Genomic DNA, 14,880 nt, shown 5'->3' on the forward strand with positions numbered 1-14,880 from the left:
GTTCCACGAGCGCGGCATCGGCGGACATCCCGACGGCGCACCGCCACCGATCGCGGTGGTCACGGCGAGCGCGGCGATCGAACCCGGCGCGCGCCTGCTCACCGATACCCAGGTGCCGCCGTTGATCATCACGACGGCCACCGCGCCCGCCGACCGCAAGCAGCGACTGGCGGACGCGGGCGCCGAGGTGATCGAAGCGGGTGACATCGTGGTGACACCCAGCGGCCTGCTGCGCGTGCTCGCCGAGCGCGGCCTGCTGCGCGTGCTGACCGAGGGCGGCCCGCATCTGTTCGGCGAACTGCTGGAGGCCGACGTGGTGGACGAGCTCTGCCTGACCACCGCGCCGCTGCTGGTCGGTGGCGCCGCGCGGCGAATCTCGCTGTCCGCGCACGAGTTCCGTATCCGCATGACCCGTGCGCACGTCCTGCTGGACGATGACGGCACGATGCTCACCCGGTGGGCCCGTCGATGAAAGAAGCGCCCGAACCTGGCAGGCTGTAGCAATGCGCTGGACTCGGGCCGCCGTGCTGGCCGCCACTCTCTCGATCGTGACCGCCGGTTGCGGCGCGGGACCGTCGGATCGTCCCGGCGTCGCGGTGCAGCGTCCGCCCGTCGCGGGCACCGGGACGACCTCCGCCGCGCCCGCCGCGCCGCCGAGCGCCGAACTGCCCAGGACCGACCTCAGCTGGCGGGAGTGCACGCAGCCGACCCTGGACCAGCTCGGGCTCGGCCCTGCCCCGGCTGGGCTCGTGCTCGACTGCGCCGAGTACTCCACCCCGATCGACTCGACCGGCGCCGTGCTGGGCAACTTCCGCGCCGGCGCGATGCGGGCCCGGCTGCCGCAGACGCCCACCGACGTGCCGCCGCTGGTGCTCACTTCCGGTTCGGATCGTTCGTCGTCGGCCACCCTGGCCGGGTTGGCCGCCGGCCCGGCCTCCGCGCTACTGGCCGCACGCCCGATCGTCGCGGTGGACCGGCGCGGCATCGGCACCTCACAGCCGATCGACTGCCTGCCATCGGAGATCCGCCGCGGCCTGGCCGACAATGCCCAGTCCGGTCCCGGCGAGGGCGACCCGGTGGCGCGGATGGTCAAACTGAGCCAGGACGGCACCATCGCCTGCCGCGACTTCCTGCAGCCCTACGAGGGCACCTTCGACGCGCCGCACGCCGCCGACGACATCGAGCAGTTGCGCAGGCAGTGGCAGGTCGAGCACATCACGCTGCTCGGCACGGGCAACGGCGCGAAGGTCGCGCTCAGCTACGCCCGCAAATACGGCGACCACCTCGCCCGGTTGGTGCTGGACTCCCCCGAGCCGGTCGGTACGGACGCCGTGACCCGCGCCGAGCAGACCGTGCAGGGCGCCGAAGCGGCGCTGACGGCGTTCGCCCAGCGCTGCGTCGGCCTCGGCTGCTCGCTCGGCGCCGACCCACGCGCCGCGGTCACCGATCTGGTGAACCGGGCCGGGACCGGCGGACTCGGCGACATTTCAGCGAACGCGTTGCTCACCGCGTTGTCGGGCTTCCTCGGCAGCCCGCGGGCCGACCAGGTCAACCGGGTCGCCGAACTGTCCGACGCTCTCGCCGCGGCAGGACGGGGCGACCGCGGACCGCTGAGCAACCTGATCACGCGCGAAGCCGCGGCCACCGAGAACGACGGCCAGTTCGTCAACCGGTGCACCGACACGCAGCTGCCGCCCACGCCGGACAAAGCCACCGAACTGTCGAACACGTGGACGGGCAAGTACCCCGTCTTCGGCAAAGCGGCGGCCATCGCGCTGATGGAGTGCGCGGCCTGGCCGGTGTCGACCGCACCCCCGCTGCCGGAGAAGCTCGGTATTCCGGTGCTCGTGCTCGGCGGTGTCGCCGATCCGGTGGTCGGTAACGCCGGTCAGTCGTCGGTGACCGGCGCGCTCGGTGCGGCGGGCGCTCGTTCCGCGGCGCTGTCCTGGCAGGGCTACGGCCATCCGGTGGCCACGCACTCCGCATGCGCGCAGCGGGCGGTGCTCGACTATCTGAAGGACGGCAAACTTCCCGCCGACGGCACCGCCTGCCCCGCCTGAGCCCGGCGCCGGGGTGCCGCTGCAGCGGTGCGTCAGGCAGGTCCCGGCAACCACCGGTAACCGATCCGGTGTACCGTGCCCCAGTGTTCCTTCGACAGCTCGAGCCCCGCACTGCTCGCACCACCGCCGAGGTGATCAAGTTCGCACTCTGGCCGCTGGCGGTCATGACGGTGCTGAACCGGGTCTTCATCAAGGCTGTCAACGGCTTCATCACCGACGATTACAAGCCGGTCTACCAGGCGTCGCTCGACTTTCTGAACGGGCGCCCCGTCTACACCGCGAACTTCGACTCGGTGGACCCGCATTACCTGTACCCGCCCAGCGGCACCCTGCTGATCGCGCCGATCGCGGCCATCGACTACGAGAAGTCACGCTGGCTGTTCATCGCCCTGAACGCGATCGCGATCCTCGTCGCGTGGTACCTGCTGCTGCGGCTGTTCCGGTACACGCTGAATTCGGTCGCCGCGCCCGCGCTGCTGTTGGCGATGTTCACGTCCGAGACCGTGATCAACACGCTGGTGTTCACCAACGTCAACGGCTGCGTGCTGCTGGCGGAGCTGATCTTCATCCGCCTACTGCTGAAACGGCGGGACCTCTGGGCGGGCGCCGCGCTCGGACTGAGTATCGCGGTCAAACCGACGCTGGCCCCTTTGCTGTTGATCGCGCTGGTGCGCGGGCAATGGAAGGTGTTCGTGACCGCGCTCGGCGTGCCGCTGGCGCTGACGGCAATCGCCTGGCCGCTGTCGAAGGACCCGGAGAAGTTCCTCACGCGCACCGCGCCCTACATCTTCGAATCCCGCGACTATTTCAACAGCGCGATCGTCGGCAACGGCGAGTACTACGGCCTGCCGCCGTGGCTGACCTGGGGCATGCGCGTGGTGCTCGGCGTGCTCGTGCTGATCTCGCTGTGGCTGCTGTACCGCTACTACCGCGAGGACGAACTGTTCTTCGTCTGCACCACCTCCGGCGTGCTGCTGACGGCCTCGTTCCTGCTCAGCTCGCTGGGGCAGATGTACTACTCGATGATGCTGTTCCCGTTCCTGATGACGGTGGTGCTGCGCAATTCGGTGCTGCGCAACTGGCCGGCCTGGCTGGCGATCTTCGGGTTCATGAGCTACGACAAGTGGCTGTCGGACCGCTGGCAGCACATCGGGCGCAACGTGGAGTACCTGCGCATCACCTTCGGCTGGGGGCTGCTGCTGATCGTCGTGTTCTGCGTATTGGGCGAGCGCTATCTGGCCGCGCGACGGGAAGGCCGACTGCCGTTCGGGCTCGACCCCGCCTGGATGAAGTCCGCACCGGACTCCCGCGACAACGCGACGCGACCGCACGCCCCGGCGACCGAACCCGCGCTCGCTACGGAGACCTCCCGTCCAAACAACGGTTCGGCACCCCTGGAGCAGAATCGTATTAGCGTGGAGCCATGAGTTTCGAAGCCGAGACCTCCATGCCCGCGCCGCGCATCCAGCTTTCGCCGCAGGAATGGCGGTCGAAGCTGGACCCCGAGGAATACGCGGTGCTGCGCGAGGCTGCCACCGAGCGGCCGTTCACCGGCGAATACACCGACACCAAATCCGAAGGCGTGTATATGTGCCGGGCCTGCGGCGCCGAACTGTTCCGCAGCGCCGAGAAATTCGACTCGCACTGCGGCTGGCCCTCCTTCTTCGATCCGGCGGCGTCCGACGCGGTGATTCTCCGGTCGGACGACACGCTCGGTATGCACCGGGTCGAAGTGCTGTGCGCGAATTGCCACAGCCACCTCGGCCACGTGTTCGAGGGCGAGGGGTACAACACGCCCACCGACAAGCGCTACTGCATCAACTCCATCGCCCTGCGGCTGCACCCCTCGGACAGCGCAGCGGAGTAACAACCCGACGCTCACCGGCAGCGTACGGAGTTCCAGCGCGCAGCGCATGCCCCGAAAACTCTGGGCAAGCGGCATCGGGGTGGCCGGCCTTCCTGGTGCGGCGGCACGCGACGCTCACCACGTCGGCCGCCGACCAGGCGGATGCCCGTCAGGCAGGCCCGGCAGTCGAGCAGGTAGGCCGATCTCCCGCGCCGGAATGCCCGCCGGAATCGGCGGGCCCGCTACCGTCGGCCTACCGACCGGCAACCGTGCGCGAGGAGACGAATTCCCCGCCGGCGCATCAGGGCAGAGCGGCGATCAGTTTCTCGATCTCGACGCGGGGGCCGGTGAAGAACGGGATCTCTTCGCGCACATGCTTCCGGGCATCGGTGGCCCGCAGATCACGCATCAAGTCGACGATGCGGTGCAGTTCGGGCGCCTCGAAGGCCAGGATCCACTCGTAGTCACCGAGCGCGAACGAGCTGACGGTGTTGGCGCGCACGTCCGGATACCCACGCGCGGCCTTGCCGTGTTCGGCCAGCATCCGGCGCCGCTCCTCGTCGGGCAGCAGGTACCACTCGTAGGACCGGACGAACGGGTACACGCAGATGTAGGCGCCCGGGTCCTCACCAGCCAGGAACGCCGGGATGTGGCTCTTGTTGAACTCGGCCGGACGATGCAGCGCCGCGTTGCTCCAGACCGGCGCACTGGCCCGGCCGAGTTCGGTGGTGCGGCGGAAATCGGCGTAGGCCGCCTGCAGGTCCTCGACGCGTTCGGCGTGCGTCCAGATCATGAAATCGGCGTCGGCGCGCATCCCCGCCACGTCGTAGATGCCGCGCACCACGACGTCGCGGTCGGCGAGACCGTCGAAGAACGCCTTGGCCTCTTTCGTCGCGGCGTCCCGGTCCTCGCCCAGCACTCCGGGCTGTACCTGGAAGACCGAGAACATCAGGTAGCGGATGGTGGAGTTGAGAGCCTCATAGTCGAGTCGCGCCATAGCACCATCGTGCCACTCGCCCGGCGCCACGTGATCCGCCGGGCAGGCACCAGATCGGCAAGCGCTCCTCGAACGTCGCGGCGCTCGGCTGAGCGCACGCGACTTCAGGAATTCGCGGCAGAGCCGATCATCGGCATGGGGATCGGGCGATCGCCCTCGTTGGCCGCATCGGGCGTCAGCACTCGGAGGGGCAGCGAGGGCTGAAGTAGCTCAGCGCGCGGTGTGCGCTCCGACTCGCGCGACGATACGGCTCGCCGCGGCCGCACCGGAGGCGACGCACGCGGGTACGCCGACGCCGTGCAGGTACGCACCGGCCACGGCCAGGCCGTCGAGCGCCGCGACCTCGGCTTCGACGGCCGCGATACGGGCGCGATGACCGGGCGCGTACTGAGCGAGACCGCCCGGCCAGCGCTGGACGAGCGCCGCGACCGGCTCGATGGCGACTCCGGTGACGGTGGCCAGGTCCTCGGTGGCTGCGGTGACGAGCTCGGAATCGGGCCACGACAGCACAGAGTCGTCCCCGAACTTGCCGAAGGAGACTCGGACGAGAGCTGTCGCGCGCTGCGCGAGATGCGTCCATTTGCGGCTGGAGAGGGTGAACGCTTTGGCTCGCAGCGGTTCTCCGGTGGCCACCAGGATGCCGGAGTTGTGCGGCAAGGCGGTCTCGCGTGGCAGCGCGAGCGCGACCACGACCGACGAGGACAGTTCGACGCCCGCCAGTTCCGCCGCCGCGGCGGGGGCGACGGCCTTCAGCAGCCGTGCGGTCACCGGCGCCGGGGTGGCGAGCACTACCGCGTCGACGGCGCCGATCGGGTCGACCACCCAGCCACGCAGCCCCCTGGCCAGGCGCGTCCCCGGCGTCGCGGTGACGAATCTCGCACCGGAGCGCTCGGCGAGTGCCTCGAGCAGCACCCGGTAGCCATCGCGGATTCCACCGAAGACCGGCGCGTTCGACGGCGGCGGCAACGCGGCGCCGACGGCGGCGGTGAGGCTGGGCGCACCATCGTCCAGCGCCGCGGCCAGCGTGGGCAGCGCGGCGCGGACACCGATGGAACGGGAACTGCCCGCGTACACCCCGCCGAGCAGCGGATCCACGCTGCGCTCGGCGACCTGCGCGCCGAACCGGTCGGCGACCAGGCGATAGACGTCGACGTCCGAACCGGGCTCCCAGGTCAGCGGCCGACCGGGCTCGGCGGCGATCCGCGCCAGCGTGGCGTCGTCGACCAGCCCGCGCATCGACTCGGCATTCGCCGGGACACCCATCAGTGTGCCTTCCGGCATCGGATGCGCCGATCCGGACGACCACACCAGCGGCCGCAGCCCGGCGGGGGTCACCAGCTGCGACTCGAGGCCGAGTTCACGCAGCAGCGCGGGCACTTCCGGCCGCCGCCCGACGAACGCCTCGGCACCGAGATCCAGTGGCTCCCCGGCCAATTCACCGGTATAGAGGATGCCGCCGACCCGCTCGGCCCGCTCGAGCACGAGCACGTCGGCTTCCGGTCCGAGCGCCGTCCGCAACCGATAAGCGGCCACCAGCCCACTGATCCCGCCGCCGACCACCGCGATACGCATGCCTCGACCGTATCGCGTGCCGCGAACACGAACATCGAACGGTCGGCGCCGTATGAGCAGCGGCACACGACGACCGGCGTGGACTCGCTCGGCCTTCGATCGTCCGGAGGTCGCGACTCGCGCACGTGCCCAGCTCGGTGCATCGACACCCCTCGGCAACACTGTGTGCTCGCCGATCACCGGCCACGCCCGACGGAACGCCGGCTCACCCGCCGTTCGACCTCTGCGACGTGCCGAGCAGCGGCGCGCCGAGGCCTAGCAGTCGGCGCGCCAGCTGCTGCGCCGCCCCGAACCTGGTCCCGCGTCTCTCGCACTCAGAGTTCGTGGACGAGCTCCACCAAGGCGGTCAGCACGCCCGGATCGGTGTCCGGGAGCACCCCGTGGCCGAGGTTGAAGATGTGCCCGGTCGCGCCGAGCGTGATCGCCTCGTCCGCTTCGCGCACGATCCGCCTGGCCTGCGCCTCGACCGCCGCGGGCCCGGCGAACAGCACGGCGGGATCGAGATTGCCCTGCAACGCTTTTCCGGGTCCGACACGGCGGACGGCATCGGTCAGCGGCACCCGCCAGTCGACGCCGACCACGTCGGCGCCCACCTCACCCATGGCGCCGAGCAGCTCGCCGGTGCCCACACCGAAGTGGATCCGCGGCACGCCGGCGTCGGCGATCTCGGCGAACACCCGCTCCGAATGCGGAAGCACGAAGCTGCGATAGTCGGCCAGCGAGAGCGCGCCGGCCCAGGAGTCGAACAGCTGTACCGCGTCGACGCCCGCCGCCAGCTGGGCCTGCAGGAACGCGATCGTGATGTCGGTGAGCACGCCGAGCAGCGCGTGCCAGGTCTGCGGGTCGGCGTACATCATCGCCTTGGTGCGCTCGTGGTTCTTGCTCGGACCGCCCTCGACCAGGTAGGAGGCGAGGGTGAACGGCGCGCCCGCGAAGCCGATCAGCGGCGTCTCCCCCAGCGCGTCCAGCAGCAGGCGCACGCCGTCGGTGACCGCCCCGACCTCCTCGGGCCGCAACCGGGGCAGTGCGCGCACGTCGTCGACGGTCCGCACGGGCGCGGCGACCACCGGCCCCACGCCCGGCACGATGTCCAGATCGATTCCGGCCGCTTTGAGCGGAACGACGATGTCGGAGAACAGGATTGCGGCGTCGACCCGGTGCCTGCGGATCGGCTGCAGGGTGATCTCGCACACCAACTCCGGATCGAAGCAGGACTCGAGCATCCCGATGCCCGCCCGCACCTCGCGGTATTCGGGCAGCGAGCGTCCGGCCTGGCGCATGAACCACACCGGACGCCTGCTGGGCGCCGCGCCGGTAGCGGCGGCCAGGAACGGGGCATCGGTCAACCGGCGGCGGGTATGAGTGCTCATCACGGCTATCGTATGCGGGCCCGCCCGCAGGGGCGGACGCGGAGGCGGCAGAGGTGACCGCACAGTCGCCGCATCGCCTGTAGCGGCGCGCCTCCGACTGCGCCGGGTGCACAAGGTCTACCGTCAGCATTCGTGACACCGCTCGACTTCCGCGACGGCGCCGCACCGACCGAAGGACCTCATGGCGAGCCAGCTCAGTTTCGCGCCGCGGTCGAGGCGATGGGCACCGCTACCGTGCACCCTCGGATCGAGCTCGCGCCCATCCGGCCGCCGCAACGACTCGCACCGTACTCCTACGCCATCGGCGCGGAGGTCGCACATCCGGAAACCCCTGTGGTACCGGCTGATTCCGAAGGCGACGCGTTCGGCAGGCTGATCCTGCTGCACGACCCGGACGGCGACGACACCTGGCACGGCACCCTACGTCTGGTCGCCTATATCCAGGCCGACATCGACGCCGCGCTCGCCACCGACCCCCTGCTGCCCGAGGTGGCGTGGAGCTGGCTGGTGGACGCCCTGGAGTCGCGGACCGAACCGTTCACCGCGCTCGGCGGCACGGTGACCTCGACCAGCTCGGTGCGCTACGGGGATATCGCCGGTCCACCGCGCGCCCACCAGCTGGAACTACGCGCCTCATGGACGCCCGTCACCACCGACCTGCGCCCGCACCTCGAGGCGTTCTGCGAGGTGCTTGCCTACGCGGCGGGGCTGCCACCTGCCGGGGTGACCCAGCTGCACGTACCACCCGGGATGTCCGGCGATCACCCCTGAGCACGTCCCTGGCATGACGTGACCTGCGCCGGAACAGCAGTTGCCCGGCCCGGCGGCGATCCGCCGACACACTTATGCGGTGATAGGACGGCGGCGCCGCGGAGTCGGCACGTAAAGTTCATCACCATGTCCGTACCAGACGAATCCGAAGCCTCGGCCGCGACGCCCCTGCTCGCGCCGGTGGAGGGCGTGCCACCGGTACTGGACACCGCCGCCGAGATCAGCGCGGCCGCCGCCCGGCTGATCGCGGCCACCGGTCCGCTGGCCGTGGACGCCGAGCGCGCCTCCGGGTTCCGCTACTCGGCGCGCGCGTACCTGATCCAATTGCGCCGCGCGGGCGCGGGCACGTTCCTCATCGATCCCATTCCGGTCACCGACGCCCTCGCCCCGCTGGCCGAGGCGATCAACGGACTCGAATGGGTGCTGCACTCCGCGGACCAGGACCTGCCCGGTCTGGCCGAACTCGGCTTGCGGCCGGCCCGGCTGTTCGACACCGAATTGGGCGGGCGCCTGGCGGGTTTCGAACGCGTCGGTCTGGCCGCGATGGTGGAGCGGCTGCTCGGCCGTGCGCTGCGCAAGGGGCACGGGGCAGCCGACTGGTCCACCCGGCCACTGCCCGCCGACTGGCTGAATTACGCCGCCCTGGACGTGGAGTTGTTACTGGAACTGCGCGATTCGGTGGCCGCCGCTCTCGACGCGCAGGGTAAATCGGATTGGGCCGCACAGGAATTCGAGCACATTCGCACCTTGGATCCGCCCGCGCCGAAGGCCGAGCGCTGGCGGCGCACCTCGGGCATCCACACGCTGCGCCGCACCAGGCAGCTTGCGGTGGTGCGCGAGCTGTGGACCACCCGGGACGCGCTGGCCCGCGCCCGTGACGTGGCGCCCGCCCGCATCCTCCCCGACGCCGCGATCATCGCCGCGGCGACCTCGGAACCGAAATCCATCGCGCAACTGCGCACGCTGCCGGTGTTCGGCGGTCCGCGGCAGCGCCGGTACTCCCGCGAATGGCTCGCGGCGATCGAGCGCGGCCGCACGTTGCCGGACAGCGAGCTGCCGCCGCTCACCCAGCCGTTCGACGGTCCGCCGCCGGTCAACCGCTGGGAGCGTCGCGACCCGGCCGCGGCGGCCCGCCTGACCAGGGCACGAGCCGCCATGGGCGCGCTGTCGGCCGAGCACTCGATTCCGGTGGAGAATCTGCTCGCGCCGGACCTGGTCCGCCGCCTGTGCTGGGACGGGCTGCCCGACTACGACGTGACCGAACCCTCCGCGGTCGACGGGTTCCTGAAGTCGGGGGGCGCCCGGCCCTGGCAACGGGAACTCGCGGTACCGCGGCTGGCCGTCGCGCTGCGGCCGGGGGACTAGTACCCGGCCCGGCGGTTCGGCCGCGGCGTCAGCGGGCGGCCAGCCATCCGCTGATCCGCCGGGCGATGTCGGGGGCGGTGAGGCCGAGTTCGGTGTGCACCTCGCCGCGCGAGGCATGGTCCAGGAACTGTTGCGGCACACCGAGATCACGGGTGGGGACATCCAGCCCGGAATTGCGCAGGCGAGCCGACACCGTCGAGCCGATGCCGCCGTGCAGCCCGCCGTCTTCGAGCGTGACGACGAGCCGGTAGTTCTCCGCGAGCTTCAGCAGGGTGTCGGAGACCGGCAGGACCCAGCGCGGGTCGATGACGGTGACCGAAATGCCTTCGGAATCCAGCAGATTCGCAGCTTCCAGGGCCGCGGCCGCGAACGATCCCACCGCGACGAGCAGGACGTCGCCGTGCACCGCCTGCACCGAGCCGCCCTCCGGCTCGGCCATCCGCAGCACATCGATGCCGTCCAGCCGTTCGACCGCGGAGATGTCCTCGGCGACACTGCCTTTCGGGAAACGCAGCGCGGTGGGCCCGTCGTTGACGGCCAGCGCCTCGGCCAGTTCCTCCCGCAGGGTCGCGGCGTCGCGCGGAGCGGCGACCCGGATGCCGGGGATGATCCCGAGGATCGACAGATCCCACATGCCGTTGTGGCTGGCGCCGTCGGAGCCGGTGACGCCCGCGCGGTCCAGCACCACGGTGACCGGTTGCTTCAGCAGCGCCACGTCCATCAGCAACTGGTCGAAAGCGCGGTTGAGGAACGTCGAGTAGATCGCCACCACCGGATGCATGCCGCCGAGCGCGAGCCCCGCCGCCGAGGCCATGGCGTGCTGTTCGGCGATGCCGACGTCGAACATCCGGTCGGGAAAACGCTCCCCGAAGGCGGCCAGCCCGGTCGGGCCCGGCATCGCCGCGGTGATGGCGACGATGTCGGCGCGGCGCTCGGCCTGCGCGATCAGCTCCTCGGAGAACACCGACGTCCAGCCGCGCGCCTTCGGACCGCCGACGGGGACGCCGGTCAGCGGATCGATGGGGTCGCAGGCGTGCATCTGGTCGGCGACGTGATTCTCGGCCGGCGCGTAGCCGCGGCCCTTCTGCGTCACCGCGTGCACCACGACGGGACCGCCGAAGTCCTTGGCCCGGCGCAGCGCCGCCTCCAAGGCGACCACGTCGTGGCCGTCCACCGGCCCGACGTACTTGAGACCGAGGTCGCTGAACAGCTCCTGCGGGCTGACCGCGTCCTTGATGCCCGCCTTCACCGCGTGCACCATCGAGTACGCCGACTCGCCCACCCGAGGGATGCTCTTCAAGATGCGCTTGCCCGCGTCCAGCGCGTGCTCGTAGGCGGGCTGGGTGCGCAGCGCCGTGAGCCGCTCGGCCAGGCCGCCGATGGTGGGCGCGTAGGAGCGGCCGTTGTCGTTGACCACGACGACCACCGGGCGGTCCGGGGCGGCGGCGATGTTGTTGAGCGCCTCCCAGCACATGCCGCCGGTGAGCGCGCCGTCGCCGACGACCGCGACCACGTGCCGGTCCTGCCCGCTCAGCGCGAACGCCTTCGCCAGACCGTCCGCGTAGGACAGCGCCGCCGAGGCATGCGAGGACTCCACCCAGTCGTGGGCGCTCTCGGCGCGGCTCGGGTAGCCGGACAGGCCGCCCTGCTTGCGCAGCGAGTCGAACTGGTCCTTGCGGCCGGTCAGGATCTTGTGCACGTAGGCCTGGTGCCCGGTGTCGAAGATCAACGGGTCGGCCGGCGAGTCGAAGATCCGGTGCAGCGCGATGGTGAGCTCGACCACACCTAGGTTGGGGCCGAGGTGCCCACCGGTCGCGGCGACTTTGCGCACCAGGAACTCGCGGATCTCCTCCGCCAGCTCGCGCACTTGCGGCACGGTCAGCCGGCGCAGTTCGTCGGGCGTGTCGACCCGGGAAAGCACTCCCACCTGAACTAGCTCCCTCCGGATAGCGCATCTGATCCAGATCAGTCTACGGAGCGGCGGCCGACGCTCCCGCACGAGAACGGTCACACCGACCGACATGGGGTCGAAATGTGAGCCTCGACATACGGTACCCGGCCTAGAGTGACAGGGTGGCGCAGCCCGAGCAACTGGTCTCGCGGACAGTCGAACCCGGCGGCGTGGCGCGCAGGCCCGCCGAGGTCGACCGGCGGCGCCCAGGCGGCCGTCCCGGAACGCCGGACAACCGCGTCATTCGAACTCGCTGCCAGGCAAACCGATTCGATCGCCGATTGCCCGGCCTCCGCCGAGTGCGAAAGCTACGAAAGATCAATCCGGGCGCGACGACCACCGCCTCGCCGATCGCCGACCGCCACGACTGCGCGCGCCCCGAGCAAGTCCGGCGCTGCTCCTCGGCCGCACCGGCGCGAGCCGACCGCGCACGAGGCGGTCCACGCCGCCGCGGCACACACCGGCGACCGCGAGCGCGCCACCGGCGACATGCCGCGCGCGCCCGGCGTCCTGGGCGCCTGGAGGCCCCAGCGGTCGATCCACTCAGGGTCGACGAGTCGAGCGGGATCGCGGCACGCGGCGGCAGCGGGTGAACAGGCACGATGGTGCGATACGGATCGACAGCTACGAGGAGCGTCCGGTGAGCAAGAAGAACGATTCACGTGCGGGCACCGTCACGACCTACGGGTACGGCACCGCCCGGGCCACTCCGGACCTGATGCGGGTGACGATCTCCGTCGAGTCGCGGGCGAGCAAGGTCGCGCTCGCCTACAGCCAGGCCGGTGCGCGCGTGGCCGCGGTGGCGCGGTCACTGCGATCCGACGGCGTCGACGGCGCGGACATCGCCACCAGCGGACTGTCGGTGCAGACCGAGACGGTGTGGACCGAGGGCCAGGGCAACCGCATCACGGGATACCTCGCCACCACATCGCTGACGGTCGCGTTGCGCGATATCGGCGAGGATGCCGATCCCGCCCCGGGTACCGTCATCGCCAACTGCGTCGATGCGGGCGGCGACGACGTGCGTCTCGGCGGTCTCGTCCTCACCTTCGCCGACCAGGAGTCCTTGCTCACCCGGGCCCGCGACGCCGCGTGGGAGAACGCCATGGCCAAGGCCGAGCAGTACGCGCGACGCGCGGAGCGCTCGCTCGGCAAGGTCCTGGAGATCACGGAGAACACCGCCTCCGCGCCGCCCGTCCCGCGCGCGCAGTCCATGTCCGCTCCGATGGAGGCCTACCGCGCCGCCGCCATCCCGGTCGAACTGGGCGAGAGCGAGATCTCCGCGGGCATCCGCATCACCTGGCAGTTGGACTGACGGCCGGTCATCCCGGCACGACACCCCGCGACCGCACGACGGTCCACCGAGTATCAGTCGGCCAGGAATTCCACCCGGTTGCCCGCCGCGTCGTGCGTGTGGATCCGTCGGCGCCCCGGAATCTCCGCCGGATCGGCCCAGACGACCGGGTACCCGGCGGCCGAGACCGCTTCGGCGGCACCGTCGATGTCCACGACGAACGCCGGGTGCGCCCTGGTGGCCGGGCGGAAGTCGGCTTCCACGCCGATATGCAGTTCGCCATCCGGGCCGCCCCGGCCGGGGACGCGGAACCAGCACCCGCCACGGGCGGCAAGCAGCGGCGGCTTCGGCAGCTCGGGCCACCCGAGCACGCCGGTGCAGAAGCGCGCTGCCGGTCCTCCGCGCCTGCGGGGCAACACAATTGGACGTGGTGGATCACCGCTCCTTCATGCCGGACGCCTCACGACCCGTGGCCGAGTCCGCGCACCAGCAGGCTGACCGTGTCCGCTCCGGCATGACGATCTTTCGAGATCTCTTGATACTCCGGCGATTCGGACCAAACCCGGAAGGACGGCTCGTCGGGGAAGGACATCAGGACCACCTTCTCGCGGTCCGTGACGCCCTCGATGGTCTGCGGGGACTCGTCGGCGGCCAGCAGCGTGCCGGAGTACCGGAGGAAGATGTCCAGGAATTGTGCCTGGTAGCGATCGTAGGCGGCGCGATCGGTGAACTTCAGCTGTGCAATTACATACACGGTCATGTCAGTGACTCTAATTGGACGCCCGCCGCGAATTCGCCGCAGCGGCGGGCAGGGCTGCCTATATTGAGGTCGCCACCGATCGGAGGTCGTATGTCGTTCGTGCTCATCGACACACCGCGGCCGCACGTCGCCCTGGTGACGCTCAACCGGCCCGAACGGATGAACGCGATGGCGTTCGACGTGATGATTCCGCTGCGCGAGGCGCTCGAGCAGGTGCGCGCCGACAACGACATCCGCGTCGTCGTGCTCACCGGCGCGGGACCCGGCTTCTGCTCCGGCGCCGACCTGACCAGCGCGGGAAAGGTGCCGAACGTCGACGGGCTGACCGTCACCAGCGTCGCGCGACGCTCGATGGATCTGCTCAACGACGTGATGCTCACGCTGCGGCGGATGCACCAGCCGGTGATCGCCGCGGTCAACGGCGCGGCCATCGGCGGCGGGTTCTGCCTGGCCGTCGGCACCGATATCCGGATCGCCGCCGCGGACGCGTATTTCCGCGCGGCGGGCATCAACAACGGGCTCACCTCGGCCGAACTCGGCATCAGCTATCTGCTACCGCGGGCCGTCGGCGCGTCCAGGGCATTCGAGATCATGCTGTCCGGTCGCGACGTGGACGCGGCTGAAGCCGAACGCATCGGCCTGGTCTCCCGCACGGTCGCGGCGGCCGAGCTGCTGGACACCTGCTACGACCTGGCCGAACGGATCATCGGCTTCAGCCGGGTGGGCACCGAGCTCACCAAGCGCATGCTGTGGAGCGGCATCGAGGCGGGCGGATTCGAATCGCACATGCAGCACGAGGGCATGGCCCAGCTCTACGTCCGCCTCACCACCGGCAATTTCGACGAAGCGATCCGCGCCCGGCGTGACCGCCGACCGCCGGTCTACGAGGACTGA

General features: G+C 70.6%; 14 protein-coding genes. 8 read left to right on the plus strand and 6 right to left on the minus strand.

Annotated features, from left to right (window positions below; genetic code table 11):
- The 4 genes from ON19_RS19090 to msrB form a co-directional block, all read left to right on the plus strand.
- Window positions 1-472, plus strand: a 472-nt coding sequence (locus tag ON19_RS19090; protein ID WP_043694425.1) for a dihydrofolate reductase family protein, incomplete at its 5' end; no start/stop codon positions are given.
- 31 nt (window positions 473-503) lie between these two features.
- Complete coding sequence (locus ON19_RS19095) at window positions 504-2,060, plus strand: alpha/beta hydrolase (RefSeq protein WP_043694428.1); 1,557 nt, start codon at window positions 504-506, stop codon at window positions 2,058-2,060.
- 83 nt (window positions 2,061-2,143) lie between these two features.
- Window positions 2,144-3,487 carry a glycosyltransferase family 87 protein gene (locus ON19_RS19100; protein ID WP_255218400.1) on the plus strand — a complete coding sequence of 448 codons (1,344 nt, stop codon included), beginning with the start codon at window positions 2,144-2,146 and terminating at the stop codon, window positions 3,485-3,487.
- Window positions 3,484-3,927, plus strand: coding sequence for a peptide-methionine (R)-S-oxide reductase MsrB (gene msrB / locus ON19_RS19105; protein ID WP_086006667.1), 444 nt, complete (start codon window positions 3,484-3,486; stop codon window positions 3,925-3,927). The genes ON19_RS19100 and msrB overlap by 4 nt, the downstream gene beginning before the upstream one ends.
- Window positions 3,928-4,207: 280 nt before the next feature.
- Here the strand turns inward: msrB and hemQ are convergent, their stop codons facing one another.
- From hemQ to hemE, 3 genes are all read right to left on the minus strand, one after another.
- Window positions 4,208-4,903 (minus strand): hydrogen peroxide-dependent heme synthase, encoded by a 696-nt coding sequence (gene hemQ / locus ON19_RS19110; RefSeq protein WP_043694486.1) that lies wholly within the window; start codon window positions 4,901-4,903, stop codon window positions 4,208-4,210.
- Between the two features lie 210 nt (window positions 4,904-5,113).
- The gene (locus ON19_RS19115; protein ID WP_043694429.1) at window positions 5,114-6,475 is read right to left on the minus strand and encodes a protoporphyrinogen oxidase; all 1,362 of its coding nucleotides are present in this window, start codon (window positions 6,473-6,475) and stop codon (window positions 5,114-5,116) included.
- Window positions 6,476-6,789: 314 nt separating this feature from the next.
- The gene (hemE, locus tag ON19_RS19120) at window positions 6,790-7,845 is read right to left on the minus strand and encodes a uroporphyrinogen decarboxylase (RefSeq protein WP_043694430.1); all 1,056 of its coding nucleotides are present in this window, start codon (window positions 7,843-7,845) and stop codon (window positions 6,790-6,792) included.
- Window positions 7,846-7,977: 132 nt separating this feature from the next.
- Here hemE and ON19_RS19125 point away from each other — a divergent pair, with 132 nt between their 5' ends.
- Window positions 7,978-8,616, plus strand: coding sequence for a DUF3000 domain-containing protein (locus tag ON19_RS19125; RefSeq protein WP_083899475.1), 639 nt, complete (start codon window positions 7,978-7,980; stop codon window positions 8,614-8,616).
- Between the two features lie 126 nt (window positions 8,617-8,742).
- Window positions 8,743-9,981 carry an HRDC domain-containing protein gene (locus ON19_RS19130; RefSeq protein ID WP_043694433.1) on the plus strand — a complete coding sequence of 413 codons (1,239 nt, stop codon included), beginning with the start codon at window positions 8,743-8,745 and terminating at the stop codon, window positions 9,979-9,981.
- 28 nt (window positions 9,982-10,009) lie between these two features.
- Here the strand turns inward: ON19_RS19130 and dxs are convergent, their stop codons facing one another.
- Complete coding sequence (gene dxs / locus ON19_RS19135; RefSeq protein WP_043694436.1) at window positions 10,010-11,908, minus strand: 1-deoxy-D-xylulose-5-phosphate synthase; 1,899 nt, start codon at window positions 11,906-11,908, stop codon at window positions 10,010-10,012.
- Window positions 11,909-12,572: 664 nt separating this feature from the next.
- Here dxs and ON19_RS19140 point away from each other — a divergent pair.
- Window positions 12,573-13,247 carry an SIMPL domain-containing protein gene (locus ON19_RS19140; protein WP_043694492.1) on the plus strand — a complete coding sequence of 225 codons (675 nt, stop codon included), beginning with the start codon at window positions 12,573-12,575 and terminating at the stop codon, window positions 13,245-13,247.
- Between the two features lie 53 nt (window positions 13,248-13,300).
- Here the strand turns inward: ON19_RS19140 and ON19_RS19145 are convergent, their stop codons facing one another.
- Together ON19_RS19145 and ON19_RS19150 are read right to left on the minus strand one after the other, a co-directional pair.
- A complete protein-coding gene (locus tag ON19_RS19145; RefSeq protein ID WP_227954682.1) occupies window positions 13,301-13,597 on the minus strand; it encodes a VOC family protein in 297 nt (98 codons plus the stop codon).
- Window positions 13,598-13,686: 89 nt separating this feature from the next.
- Complete coding sequence (locus ON19_RS19150) at window positions 13,687-13,986, minus strand: DUF1330 domain-containing protein (RefSeq protein WP_043694438.1); 300 nt, start codon at window positions 13,984-13,986, stop codon at window positions 13,687-13,689.
- A 90-nt stretch (window positions 13,987-14,076) separates the two neighbouring features.
- Here ON19_RS19150 and ON19_RS19155 point away from each other — a divergent pair, with 90 nt between their 5' ends.
- Window positions 14,077-14,880 carry an enoyl-CoA hydratase gene (locus ON19_RS19155; RefSeq protein ID WP_043694440.1) on the plus strand — a complete coding sequence of 268 codons (804 nt, stop codon included), beginning with the start codon at window positions 14,077-14,079 and terminating at the stop codon, window positions 14,878-14,880.

The sequence above is a fragment of the Nocardia abscessus NBRC 100374 genome (assembly GCF_000308455.1).
GTDB lineage: Bacteria > Actinomycetota > Actinomycetes > Mycobacteriales > Mycobacteriaceae > Nocardia > Nocardia abscessus.

Excerpts from the sequence above, each read along its gene's own strand:
- ON19_RS19155 (WP_043694440.1), top strand. The coding sequence starts at position 14,077 with ATGTCGTTCGTGCTCATCGACACACCGCGGCCGCACGTCGCCCTGGTG.
- msrB (WP_086006667.1), top strand. The coding sequence starts at position 3,484 with ATGAGTTTCGAAGCCGAGACCTCCATGCCCGCGCCGCGCATCCAGCTT.
- ON19_RS19095 (WP_043694428.1), top strand. The coding sequence starts at position 504 with ATGCGCTGGACTCGGGCCGCCGTGCTGGCCGCCACTCTCTCGATCGTG.
- ON19_RS19150 (WP_043694438.1), bottom strand. The coding sequence starts at position 13,986 with ATGACCGTGTATGTAATTGCACAGCTGAAGTTCACCGATCGCGCCGCC.
- ON19_RS19115 (WP_043694429.1), bottom strand. The coding sequence starts at position 6,475 with ATGCGTATCGCGGTGGTCGGCGGCGGGATCAGTGGGCTGGTGGCCGCT.
- hemE (WP_043694430.1), bottom strand. The coding sequence starts at position 7,845 with ATGAGCACTCATACCCGCCGCCGGTTGACCGATGCCCCGTTCCTGGCC.
- hemQ (WP_043694486.1), bottom strand. The coding sequence starts at position 4,903 with ATGGCGCGACTCGACTATGAGGCTCTCAACTCCACCATCCGCTACCTG.
- ON19_RS19130 (WP_043694433.1), top strand. The coding sequence starts at position 8,743 with ATGTCCGTACCAGACGAATCCGAAGCCTCGGCCGCGACGCCCCTGCTC.